The organism is Bradyrhizobium sp. LM2.9 (genome assembly GCF_054056555.1).
In genome coordinates, this window is the sequence record NZ_JBSRYJ010000002.1 from 3,141,941 (window position 1) to 3,154,643 (window position 12,703).

The window sequence follows — 12,703 nt, forward strand, 5'->3', positions numbered from 1 at the left end:
GAATCGGCCGCGCGGTCTGGAAAGCGGGCTTTTGTCCAGTCTTAGAGGGTGTCCTTTAAAGTATGGTTAACGCCGGTTTAAGGGATAGGGTTAATAGCGGGTGAACGCCCCTGCCCGCCTCCGGACGCAAAAAAGAGCGGCGGGGCAACTGGCCCCCGTCGCTCGATTTATTTAGTAGTTTCAGCCGCTTAGCGGAGCAACTGAAGCACGCTCTGCTGCGAGGTGTTGGCCAGCGACAGCGCGGAGACCGCGATCGACTGGCGGGTCGAGAGCGCCTGGCTGTTGGCCGCTTCGACGTTGGTGTCGGCCAGGGTCAGGTTGGACGAGCCGGTCTGCAGCACGTTGATCAGGTTCTTGTTGAAGTCCTGACGCACCTGCACCACCGAGAGGTTCGAACCGAGCGCTGAGGCTTCCGAGCGCAGCGTGCTCGACGCGGCGTTCAAATTGGTCAGCACGCGGTTGGACGCGGCATTGTCGATGAAGTCGACACCGACGGTCAGCGCCGCAAGGCCGAGACCCTTGGAGTTGTAGGTCACGCCGGTGATGTTGAGGCTCGACTTGCCGGTCTCGTCGAACACCAGCTTGAGCTGGTCGCCGTTCAGCAGGTTGACGCCGTTGAACGAGGAGTCCTGCGAGGTCGTGTCGATCTGGTTCAGGATGTTGTTGTACTGAGACACCAGATTCGCACGGGCCGTCTGCGCGACGGCATCCTGGACGGGGCTGGAAGCCGTCGAGAATGTCAGCGCCGAAGTGAGCGTGCCGCCGATCCCACCGCCTGCGACGGTCGAACCGATCGTCGAGGACGCGTAGTCGTTGGACGCCGTGATGGTCAGCCGGCCGTTGGCGTCGATCGTGGCAGCCAGGTTGTTGGCCAGAAGCTGCGTGTTGAGCTGATCGAGCGTCTTGACGGTGCCGTTGGTGCCGTCGCCGAAGGTGACGTTGACCGCCGTGCCGCCGTTGAAGGCGGAGAAGGTCAAGGTCTTGCCGGCAATGCCGCCGACACCGGAGGTGCGCGCCGCAGTGAACGCCGACGCGCTGCCGGTGTTGCCGGCGAGCCCGAACACATTCAGCGCATTGCCTGAGCCCGTGATCGACAGATCGGCGTTGATGCCGGTCGAGAGCTTGAGCTGACCGGACGTATTGATCGTCGAGTTCGATTGGCCGGTCGCGGTCGTAAGCGCAGCAACGCCGCTGGCGTTGATCGTCGCGGTCTGCACGCCGGTGGCAAGGTCGATCGCCTTCAGCACGTCGGCAACCGTGCCGGACTGCAGATAGACGGTCGAGTTGCCGTTACCGTCGGTGACGATCGCACCGTTCGCACCATACCCGCTCGGAACGCTCGGAGCACCGGTCGTACCCGGGGTCGGCGCGTTCTTGAAGGTGATGGTGTGACCATCGACGTTCAGCGACGAACCGTCCGTAAGGGTCGCACCCAGCGAGCCCGCGCTCGTGGTCCGGTTGACGGACACGCTTGCATTGCCTGCACCTGAAGACGTCGTCAGGGCGAGAGCCTTGAGCAGGTCGGCCTTGCCGGTGACGCTCAGATCCGCACCCGTCGAGCTCTTCAGCGTGACGGCGCCGCCAGCAGCGCTCGAGGCGGTCTGGCCGACGCTGGTGGCGATCGTCGCGGCACCCGCAGTGATCGAAACCGTCTTCACGCCGCTGGCGAGATCGATCGCGGTCAAGAGATCGTTGACGTTCGCAGCCGGGGCGCCCGCGGTGCCGAGATAGACGGTGGTGTTGCCGCTGCCGTCGGTGACGAGATTGCCGCTGACGCCCGAACCGGACGTAACCGCAGTCGAGGCCGGAGCAGAACCCGAGCGGAAGGTGATGGTCTTGCCGTTCACGGTCAGTGTGTCGCCGTCGGCGGGCTGGGCGTTGCCGACCAGACCGGTTGCGGTTGTGCCCGAAGTGGCGATCAGGGTGATAGTGCCGGTCAGGGCCGTGGTGCCGTCGCCGGCCGTTGCGCCAGTGCTTGCAAAGGAGCCGATGGTGGCGCCGAGCGTCGTGGTGCCGCTTGCCGCCGTGGTGCCGCCGGCCGTGCCGTTATAGAGCACGTTGCTGCTTGCAGTCGCGCTGGCGAAGGACGTGGTGCCGCGCAGGTCGGCCGCCGTCGCACCCGCGATCGAGGTGGAGACGTTGGACTTGGTGGAGTAGCCGACCGTGGTCTGCAGCGCCTGGTTGGCGATCGACTTCGCGCTGTCGATCAGCTTCTGCAGCGAGGTCAGGCCGGTGTTGGCGGCCTGCAGCACCTGCACGCCGTTGGCGATGCCGTCGAGCAGATTGTTGATGTCGCTGGCGCGGTTGTCGAGCGACTGGGCTGTGAAGAAGTTGGTGGGATTGTCCAGGGCCGAATTGACGCTCTTGCCGGTCGACAGACGGTTCTGTGTGGTGGCGAGGAGGTCGGCGGTGGACTGGAGAGACAGCAGGTTCTGACGAACCGACGCAGAGAGAACAATACCGGACATAACACTTACCCTTCTGGTTTACGCGTCTTCGTTCGATCGCTTCGGATCGAGTGACGGGGACAGCGTGCCGCGACATGGCTAACAAAGGGTGAAACGACACGCGCCCGCATTAAGCGCGGGTTCACCATAAGTGCGCGGAAGGCGTGGTCGCGGCCGGCAATCAGGCTGAAATCATTGGCGTTTATCCGCGCGCTTACCCTCCATTAACCATAACCGCTGGTTACTTTTTCAGAGCGTTGCGTGGTTGCGAATGTCGGCTGACGCACGAAAAAAACGGCGGGGCCGAAGCCCCGCCGCCCTAATCGTTTTTAGATGTCGTCCGCTTGTTAGCGGAGCAGCTGGAGCACGCTCTGCTGCGACTGGTTGGCCAGCGACAGCGCGGAGACCGCGATCGACTGGCGGGTCGACAGCGCCTGGCTGTTGGCGGCTTCGACGTTGGTGTCGGCCAGGGTCAGGTTGGACGAACCGGTCTGCAGCACGTTGATCAGGTTCTTGTTGAAGTCCTGACGCACCTGCACGATCGTCAGGTTCGAACCGAGGCTCGACGCTTCGGAGCGTAGCGTGCTCGAGGCCGTGTTCAGGTTGGTCAGCACCTTGTTGGTGGCGGCGTTGTCGATGAAGTCGACACCGCCGGTCAACGCAGCGAGGCCGAGACCCTTGGAGTTGTAGGTCACGCCGGTGATGCTGAGGGTTCGACTTGCCGGTCTCGTCGAACACCAGCTTGAGCTGGTCGCCGTTCAGCAGGTTGACGCCGTTGAACGAGGAGTCCTGCGAAGTCGAGTCGATCTGCTGAAGGATGTTGTTGTACTGGTTGACGAGATTCGCACGCGACGTCTGGGCAACTGTATCCTGGACGGGGCTGGAAGCCGTCGAGAAGGTCAGCGCCGAAGTGAGCGTGCCGCCGATCGAACCACCTGCGGAGCTTGAGCCGATGGTCGAGGACGCGTAGTCGTTGGTGGTCGAGACCGTCAGCAGGCCGTTGGCGTCGATCGTCGCGGTCAGGTTGTTGGCCTGAAGCTTCGAGTTGAGCTGGTCGAGCGTCTTGACGGTGCCGTTGGTGCCGTCGCCGAAGGTGGCATTGACCGCCGTGCCGCCGTTGAAGGCGGAGAAGGTCAGGGTCTTGCCCGTGAGGCCGCCGACGCCCGAGGTCCGTGCCGCGGTGAAGGCGCTCGCAGTGCCGGTGTTGCCGGCAAAGCCGAGCCCGTTCAGCGCGTTGCCGGTGCCTGTGATCGAGAGGTCGGCATTGACGCCGGTCGAGATCTTGAGCTGACCAGATGCGTTGATCGACGAGTTGGTCTGGCCGGTCGCGGTCGTAAGCGCAGCAACGCCGCTGGCGTTGATCGTCGCGGTCTGCACGCCGGTGGCAAGGTCGATGGCCTTCAGCACGTCATTAACCGTGCCGGACTGCAGATAGACGGTCGAGTTGCCGCTGCCGTCGGTGACGACCGCACCGCTCGCACCATACCCGCTCGGAACGCTCGGAGCACCGGTCGTACCCGGGGTCGGCGCGTTCTTGAAGGTGATGACGTGACCGTCGACGTTCAGCGTCGAACCGTCAGCGATCGTCGCACCCAGCGAGCCAGCGCTCGTGGTCCGGTTGACGCTCACGGTGGCGTTGCCGCCGCCCACTGCCGAGCTCAGGCCGAGAGCCTTGAGCAGGTCGGCCTTGCCGGTGACGCTCAGATCCGCGCCCGTCGAGCTCTTCAGCGTGACGGCGCCGCCGCCGACGCTCGAAGCGGTCTGGTTGACGCTGGTGGCGAGCGTCGCGGCCCCCGCGGTGATGGACGCCGTCTTCACGCCGCTGGCGAGATCGACCGCGGTCAAGAGATCGTTAACGGTCGCAGTCGGGGTGCCCGCGGTGCCGAGATAGACGGTGGAGTTGCCGCTGCCGTCGGTGACGAGGTTGCCGCTGACGCCAGAACCGGAGGCCACCGCAGTCGACGCCGGAGCAGAGCCCGAGCGGAAGGTGATGGTCTTGCCGTTCACGGTCAGCGTGTCGCCGTCGGCGGGCTGGGCGTTGCCGACCAGACCGGTTGCGGTCGTGCCCGAAGTGGCGATCAGGGTGATGGCGCCGGTCAGGGCCGTGGTGCCGTCGCCGGCCGTTCCCGCGGTACCCGTGAAGGTGCCGAGGGTGGCGCCGAGCGTCGTGGTGCCGCCTGCCGCCGTGGTGCCGCCGGCCGTGCCGTTATACACGACGTTGCTGCTCGCGGTCGCGCTGGCGAAGGACGTGGTGCCGCGCAGGTCGGCCGCCGTCGCACCCGAGATCGAGGTGGAGACGTTGGACTTGGTGGAGTAGCCGACGGTGGTCTGCAGCGCCTGGTTGGCGATCGACTTCGCCGAGTCGATCAGCTTCTGCAGCGAGGTGATGCCGGTGTTGGCAGCCTGCAGCACCTGCACGCCGTTGGCGATGCCGTCGAGCAGATTGTTGATGTCGCTGGCGCGATTGTCGAGCGACTGCGCGGTGAAAAAGTTGGTGGGATTGTCCAGGGCCGAGTTAACGCTCTTGCCGGTCGACAGACGGCTCTGCGTGGTGGCGAGAAGATCAGCGGTGGACTGGAGGGAGAGCAGGTTCTGACGAACTGACGAGGAGAGAACGATACCGGACATTGAGTGTTACCCTTCTGGTACGCAACGCAACAAACTTCGATTAGGATTAATCGATGCCGGGACGGTGAACATAGACGGCTAACAAAGCATGAAGCGTGTCGCTCCAATCCCTGCGCGGATTCACCATATGCGCGATCGGAGCCGGATCGGGCTCTCCCATATCGCCATGATAGGATGACGCTTTTTCATGCAGCGACCCGGCGTTTGCGACTTGTCAACCATAACTCAGAGTGAGCGATCGGCTGCATCCGAATGCATCGTCTCCGCTTCGCCGAGCGGCACTCTGATGCCGTCGCAAAAAGAAAGCGGCGGAGCCGAAGCCCCGCCGCCGGATCTTGCTTGCGATGTCTTCCGCTTGTTAGCGGAGCAGCTGGAGCACGCTCTGCTGCGACTGGTTGGCCAGCGACAGCGCGGAGACCGCGATCGACTGGCGGGTCGACAGCGCCTGGCTGTTGGCGGCTTCGGTGTTGGTGTCGGCCAGGGTCAGGTTGGACGAACCGGTCTGCAGCACGTTGATCAGGCTCTTGTTGAAGTCCTGACGAACCTGCACCACCGAGAGGTTCGAACCGAGGCTCGACGCTTCCGAGCGCAGTGTGCTCGACGCGGCGTTCAGGTTCGACAGCACCTTGTTGGTCGCGGAGTTGTCGATGAAGTCGACACCGCTGGTCAACGCAGCGAGGCCGAGACCCTTGGAGTTGTAGGTCACGCCGGTGATGCTGAGGTTCGACTTGCCGGTCTCGTCGAACACCAGCTTGAGCTGGTCGCCGTTCAACAAATTGACGCCGTTGAACGAGGAGTCCTGCGAGGTCGTGTCGATCTGGTTCAGGATGTTGTTGTACTGAGACACCAGGTTCGAACGCGACGTCTGGGCAACCGTGTCCTGGATGGGGCTGGAAGCCGTCGAGAAGGTCAGCGCCGAAGTGAGCGTGCCGCCGATCGAACCACCTGCGGAGCTTGAGCCGATGGTCGAGGACGCGTAGTCGTTGGTGGTCGAGACCGTCAGCAGGCCGTTGGCGTCGATCGTCGCGGTCAGGTTGTTGGCCTGAAGCTTCGTGTTGAGCTGATCGAGCGTCTTGACGGTGCCGTTGGTGCCGTCGCCGAAGGTGACATTGACCGCCGTGCCGCCGTTGAAGGCGGAGAAGGTCAAAGACTTGCCGCTGATGCCGCCGACGCCCGAGGTCCGCGCCGCGGTGAAGGCGCTCGCGGTGCCGGTGTTGCCGGCAAAGCCGAGCCCGTTCAGCGCATTGCCGGTGCCCGTGATCGAGAGGTCGGCATTGACGCCGGTCGAGATCTTGAGCTGACCAGATGCGTTGATCGACGAGTTGGTCTGGCCGGTTGCAGTCGTAAGCGCAGCAACGCCGCTGGCGTTGATCGTCGCGGTCTGCACGCCGGTGGCAAGGTCGATCGCCTTCAGCACGTCGTTAACCGTGCCGGACTGCAGATAGACGGTCGAGTTGCCGCTGCCGTCGGTGACGACCGCACCGCTCGCACCATACCCGCTCGGAACGCTCGGAGCACCGGTCGTACCCGGGGTCGGCGCGTTCTTGAAGGTGATGACGTGACCGTCGACGTTCAGCGTCGAACCGTCAGCGATCGTCGCACCCAGCGAGCCAGCGCTCGTGGTCCGGTTGACGCTCACGGTGGCGTTGCCGCCGCCCACTGCCGAGCTCAGGCCGAGAGCCTTGAGCAGGTCGGCCTTGCCGGTGACGCTCAGATCCGCGCCCGTCGAGCTCTTCAGCGTGACGGCGCCGCCGCCGACGCTCGAAGCGGTCTGGTTGACGCTGGTGGCGAGCGTCGCGGCACCCGCGGTGATGGACGCCGTCTTCACGCCGCTGGCGAGATCGACCGCGGTCAAGAGATCGTTGACGGTCGCAGTCGGGGTGCCCGCGGTGCCGAGATAGACGGTGGAGTTGCCGCTGCCGTCGGTGACGAGGTTACCGCTGACGCCAGAACCGGAGGCCACCGCAGTCGACGCCGGAGCAGAGCCCGAGCGGAAGGTGATGGTCTTGCCGTTCACGGTCAGCGTGTCGCCGTCGGCGGGCTGGGCGTTGCCGACCAGGCCGGTTGCGGTCGTGCCCGAAGTGGCGATCAGGGTGATGGCGCCGGTCAGGGCCGTGGTGCCGTCGCCGGCCGTTCCCGCGGTACCCGTGAAGGTGCCGAGGGTGGCGCCGAGCGTCGTGGTGCCGCCTGCCGCCGTGGTGCCGCCGGCCGTGCCGTTATACACGACGTTGCTGCTCGCGGTCGCGCTGGCGAAGGACGTGGTGCCGCGCAGGTCGGCCGCCGTCGCACCCGAGATCGAGGCGGAGACGTTGGACTTGGTGGAGTAGCCGACCGTGGTCTGCAGCGCCTGGTTGGCGATCGACTTCGCAGAGTCGATCAGCTTCTGCAGCGAGGTGATGCCGGTGTTGGCAGCCTGCAGCACCTGCACACCGTTGGCGATGCCGTCGAGCAGATTGTTGATGTCGCTGGCGCGGTTGTCGAGCGACTGCGCGGTGAAGAAGTTGGTGGGATTGTCCAGGGCCGAGTTGACGCTCTTGCCGGTCGACAGACGGTTCTGCGTGGTGGCGAGAAGATCAGCGGTGGACTGGAGGGAGAGCAGGTTCTGGCGAACCGACGAGGAGAGGACGATACCTGACATGACTCTGTTACCTTTCTGGTAAACGACGCTACTGTTACTCGTCTGCTTGGATCGAGATGGACCCAGCGACCGGCGGACCGTGGGGCGGAGTCCTCTAACGAAACATGAAATGGAATCGGCGCTTTTGCTGAGTCGGCGCGCGATTCGCCCGATCTGCACACGGGCGACGCTGCGCCGCCGGGCGAATTCGACGTTGATGTAATTGAGCTTTTCGGCGGCGTGGGCCGGGATTTACAACTCGTTAACTAGTCTTGATGGAGTATTGCGCCCTGACCCGCCGCAACACACGCTCGGTTACGAAAGCGTTGATGGAGAACAGGCATGGCCCTCAAGGTCGAGCTCAGACCGCACGAACGCATCATCGTCGGTAACTGCGTGATAACCAACACCGACCAGCGCGCCCGCCTTCTGATCGACGGCGACAACGTGCCGATCCTGAGCGCGAGCGCGACATCCTCACGCCGGAGACCGCCGACACGCCCGCCAAGCTCGTCTATCTGGCGGTCCAGCTCATGTACATCTCGCCGGATCCGCAGACCCAGCACGGCACTTATTTCAACCTGGTGCGCGACATCGTCACCGCGGTGCCGAGCTCCTGGCCGATCATCGAAGGCATCAACAACAACATCCTCAACGGCGATCTCTATCGCGCACTGAAGGACGCCCGCAAGTTGATCGCCTACGAAGAAAAGCTGCGGGGACAGTTCGAGGCCACGCATCCCAAGGCTGAAGCGGACCAGGACGACGTCAGCACCGCCGCCTGATATAGCCCGTTCGCGCGGCAGCGCCGCTCAAACGACCAGACCGCGCAAACGACAACGGCCCCGGATCGCCTCCGGGGCCGTTGTCGTTTCAGGCCTGCATCGATACTACTGCGCCGCGAGCGGCGGCGCTTCGACCTCGATCACAGTATCGCGGCTCCGCCGTCCGCCGAATTCCAGCACCGCTGCGACCAGCGTGTCGATATCCGTCTCGTCGGTTCGGTGATTGACGATCGCGGCGCGGATCGCAAACTTGCAGCCCAGCGTCGTGCTTGAGGGCGCCGCGATACCGGACTCCTGGATGTCGGCGACGATCTCCCGATTGACCTCATCGGGGGCGCGGTAGCGGAAGCAGACGATGTTGAGATTGACCGGTGCCAGCAATTCCAGCCGCGGCTCGGCGAGAACGCGCGTCTCCAGATATTTCGCCAGGGCACAGCTTCGCGCGATCACCGCGCCAAGCCGATCGGTGCCGAACGTCTTCAGCGTGAACCACGTCTTCAGCGCACGGAAGCCACGCGATAGATCGGGACCGAGATCACAGGGCCAGATCGCGCCCGCCGCAAGCCCCCTCGCCTCGCGGCGCAGATAGGCCGCGGGCTGCGCAAAGGCCTGCCGATGCTGCTCGCCGTCGCGCACCAGCAGAAAGCCGGCGTCATAAGGCACCTGTCCCCATTTGTGTGGAAGTCGAGCGCGATAGAATCCGCAAGCTCGATGCCGCCGATCAGCGGCGCAAGCTCGGGCGACAGGATCGCCAGCGCTCCGAAGGCGCCGTCGACGTGAAACCAGATTCCCTCCTCGCGGCACAGCTCCGCGATCGCCTTGAGATCGTCGACCGCGCCGATGTCGACCGTACCGGCGGATGCGACGACCAGGAACGGCTTGAAGCCGACATCGCGATCAATCGCGATCTGCGCACGCAGCGCGGCGACGTCGATACGATGATCGGCATCGACGCCGATCTTGCGCAGCGCATCGGTGCCGAGCCCGGCGACGTCCATCGCCCTCGCCACGCAACCATGCGCGGCCTGCGACGTGTAGGCGGTCAGAAGTGCGCCATCGTTGCCGATGCCGTACTGCCGCGCCAGCGTGCCGAGCGCGCTCGTACGTGCCACCAGCACCGCCATCAGATTGGCCATCGACGTGCCCGTCACGAAGATGCCGCTCGCGCTGTCGGGAAAGGCGAACAGGCGGCGCATCCAGCCGACGATCTGGCGTTCGACCTCGATCGGCATGTGGTCGCGGCCACCGAGATTGGCGTTGAGGCCTGCCGCGAGCATTTCCGCGACCATGCCGACCGCGGTGCCGCCGCCATGCACCCAGCCCATGAAACCCGGATGGACATTCCCCGTCGCGTAGGGCGCGACGTGCTCGGCGAATTCGCGATAGACGTCGGCGAGATCGCTTGCCTCGCGCGGCACGTCGGCCTTGAATGCCGCACGGACGCCGTCGGGGATCGGCTGCCACACCGGACGTGCGCGAACGTTGACAATGCCGTCGATCGTCTCGTCAAGCATGCGATGGGCGAGCGCACGAAACTCGCCCCAGTCCTGCGGATCGAGCGAAGTGTGCGTGACGGAGCTTTGCGTGTTGCGGATGATCTCGTTCATGCTGCACTCTCCTCGCCCGCTCTTGCATGCCGCGACAGCATCGTCGTGAATGCCGCAAAGATCTTGCGCATCTGCGGCGGCTTGTACGGAAACACGGCCGGCGGATCCATGTTGTGCACGACGGCAGTATTGTCGGCTTCGAAGACCAGCAGCTCGCGGTTCTGGTTCTCGGCGCAATCGACGATGAAGTAATCGAGGCCGACGCGCCTGCTCATCTCGTCGAGCGCGACTTTGTGGCGCGCGGCGAAAGCATGGTCGAAGTCGAGCATGAAGACGGCTTCTTCGGCCCGCTTCTCTTCGCTGAACGCCATGAAGGCGTTGAGATACCAGATGTCCCAGCGATCGGCGATCGCCATGTGGCAGGCATAGGGTTTGCCGTCGACCATGGCGAGGCGATATTTGCGGTAGAGCCCATCGGGACTCGCATAGTCGACGAAACGCGCAAGGAAGAAGTCGTTCTCTTGCCGCTCGGCAAGATAGGCCGCGAGCGCCGCCGCGTCATCGAGCTTGGCAAGCCCGACGCCGGCATGCGAGCCGCGCGGCCGCGCGATCATCGGAAAGTGCGGTTCGCCCCCGCGATGTCTTCGCAGGCGATGTTCCCTGTCGAGAGATCCGACAATTGCGCGCGCGTCGCGTGGATGGTCGCGGGAATGTCGAGGCCGGGCACGCCCGCCAGCAACCGATACAGCTTGTCGCGATCGAGATTGCCGATGAGATCGGGGCGATTGAGCAGCGGCCGCGGCCAGCGCGGCGCCGCCTTCTCGATCAGCGCGAGCGCCTCCCGGCATTCTTCGGAATCGGATGCAATCACGATGGCGACGTCGTGCTCGGGCAGATTTTCCGGCAGGCCGATGCCCTTGACCACGTAGAGCGTCAACAGCTCAATGTCGGAGTCTTCAAGCAGGAAGTCGATCGGCGTGTTGCCGCCCATGTCGATATCGGCGGCGAGTGCGAGCACGCGCAGGCGGGGTTTTGGAACAGCGCAAGGCGTACGAAACAATTGGTGGAAGGAGAGCACCTCGGTCTGGATCACGAGCCCGGCCTCCTTCTCGCCGAGAAGCTGGGCAATCAGCGACAGATCCAGGCCTTCGCCCGCCTCCGCCGTCCCCTCATCGATCCGCGTCAGGAGCCGGTCGCGCAACGGATGCAGGTCGCCGCCCTCGAATGCCCGGCGCGTCAATTGCGCAAAGCCGATGCGGTCGGCATGGTTCGGCGCGGTCACGCCGATCGGCGCGGAAACTGGATGTTGCATCTCACACCTCGAACGCGGACTTCTCGATCTTCACCAGGACATGGGCGATGCGATCGAGAACGTGTTGCACATTGCGTTGCGCCTGCAGGCCTTTCAGCACCAGCAGCGCGCCGCTGAAAGCGGGGCCGCCAAAGAATTTCGAGCCGGTGGTCAGCACCATGTAACCGCGGTCGAGCGCAGCCGCCGGCGACCGAGCCGCGCCTGACGGGCGTCGACGACAATTTGAACCTTGCGCGGCCAGCGCCACGCGATCTCATCAAGACACGCCTCGCTTGGGGCACGCCAACCGAGTTTTGACGAATCCATGATCTGCAACAAAACGCGCCGACCTTGCGCGAGGCTGGTTTCGACCGCGCGCAGCACCGCTGCACCGGCGTCCGGGCGCATCGCAATGCCGGCCGCCATGTCAATCAGCGGCACCGCCATGCTATCGCCGGCGAGCCCCGTCACCGCGCCGTCCTTGCGCACGGCAATTCCGCCTGCCGTCTGCGAGATCGTCGAGCCGCTCTCGGGCTCGGTAGCTGACAGACGGGATGCGCCGGCGCTCATCCCGAAAGACTCACGCCGCATCGGCAGCGGCGGCCGCAGGCGCCGGTGCGAATTGCGAGGTGATGTCGCCGTGGAACACCGACGGCCCGACATGATCGAGCGAGCTCTGGATGTCGGCCCAGATCTCGCCGCCGATGTCGGTCCAGCGCTTGCAGAAGGCGAAGTCCTCGGAGAGATAGGTGCCGGTCGCCGGATCGATCATGCATTCGAACAGGGCAAACCGGTTCTGGCTCGCCACCAGCGTGTCGTGCGAATGCTCGCGGAAGAATTGCAGGCTGGCGTAGTCCGGATGGCGGCACATCGCCTCCAGCACGTGGCGCCGGATCATCAGGAAGCCGGTGCCGGCGTAGCGCACGCGCGTGAAGCCGTTGACCACCACGATGCGGTCTGGATCCTCGATCTCGAGCACGTAATCGAGCGATGCGGCCGGCACGTCGGTGCGGCCGGCTTCGATCGCGCGCTTCGCCTTGTCCCAGTTGACCCGCTTGATCGGATAGCAGCCGGCCACGACATCCGCGCCGCACTCCATCAGCCGGAACACCTGCTCCGGCTTGAAGCCGATGTCGGCGTCGATGAACAGGAAATGCGTCGCCTCGGGATCGTCGAGGAACATCGCGGCCAGATTGGCCCGCGCCCGCGTGATCAGCGCGTCGCCGTCCCGCAGCAGCACCTTGAGCTCGATATTGGCCATGCCGTGGACGGCGCGCTGGAGCGCGAAGATCGAGCTCGCATAGATGCTCGTCACCTGCCCGCCAAAACATGGCGTGGCCACCACCAGCTTCATCTTGTCCGACATCGGCAGCTCCGCCTCGCTCCAA

At 64.6% G+C, this 12,703-nt stretch carries 3 protein-coding genes and 5 pseudogenes; 1 reads left to right on the forward strand and 7 read right to left on the reverse strand.

Annotated elements, in window-relative coordinates; all coding sequences use genetic code 11:
- Positions 1-188 precede the first annotated feature (188 nt).
- From ACVWW3_RS16960 to ACVWW3_RS16970, 3 genes and pseudogenes are all read right to left on the reverse strand, one after another.
- Positions 189-2,468, reverse strand: coding sequence for a DUF1522 domain-containing protein (locus ACVWW3_RS16960; protein WP_247446401.1), 2,280 nt, complete (start codon positions 2,466-2,468; stop codon positions 189-191).
- A gap of 326 nt (positions 2,469-2,794) precedes the next feature.
- Positions 2,795-5,075 (reverse strand): annotated as a pseudogene (locus ACVWW3_RS16965) (DUF1522 domain-containing protein).
- A 358-nt stretch (positions 5,076-5,433) separates the two neighbouring features.
- Entirely contained in the window at positions 5,434-7,713 is a 2,280-nt protein-coding gene (locus ACVWW3_RS16970; RefSeq protein WP_456649287.1) for a DUF1522 domain-containing protein, read from the reverse strand.
- Between the two features lie 321 nt (positions 7,714-8,034).
- Between ACVWW3_RS16970 and flbT the strand changes: the two are divergent.
- Positions 8,035-8,477, forward strand: a pseudogene (gene flbT / locus ACVWW3_RS16975) (flagellar biosynthesis repressor FlbT).
- A 105-nt stretch (positions 8,478-8,582) separates the two neighbouring features.
- On the opposite strand, the pseudogene ACVWW3_RS16980 reads toward flbT, so the two are convergent.
- From ACVWW3_RS16980 to ACVWW3_RS16995, 4 genes and pseudogenes are all read right to left on the reverse strand, one after another.
- A pseudogene (locus ACVWW3_RS16980) lies at positions 8,583-10,084 on the reverse strand (pyridoxal phosphate-dependent decarboxylase family protein).
- Positions 10,081-11,336 (reverse strand): annotated as a pseudogene (locus ACVWW3_RS16985) (hypothetical protein). Before ACVWW3_RS16985 ends, ACVWW3_RS16980 begins: the two co-directional pseudogenes overlap by 4 nt.
- Positions 11,337-11,421: 85 nt before the next feature.
- Positions 11,422-11,828, reverse strand: a pseudogene (locus ACVWW3_RS16990) (hypothetical protein); the annotation flags it as partial.
- A 67-nt stretch (positions 11,829-11,895) separates the two neighbouring features.
- On the reverse strand, positions 11,896-12,681 hold the full coding sequence (locus tag ACVWW3_RS16995; RefSeq protein ID WP_456649283.1) for a hypothetical protein: 786 nt from the start codon (positions 12,679-12,681) through the stop codon (positions 11,896-11,898).
- Positions 12,682-12,703: the final 22 nt, after the last annotated feature.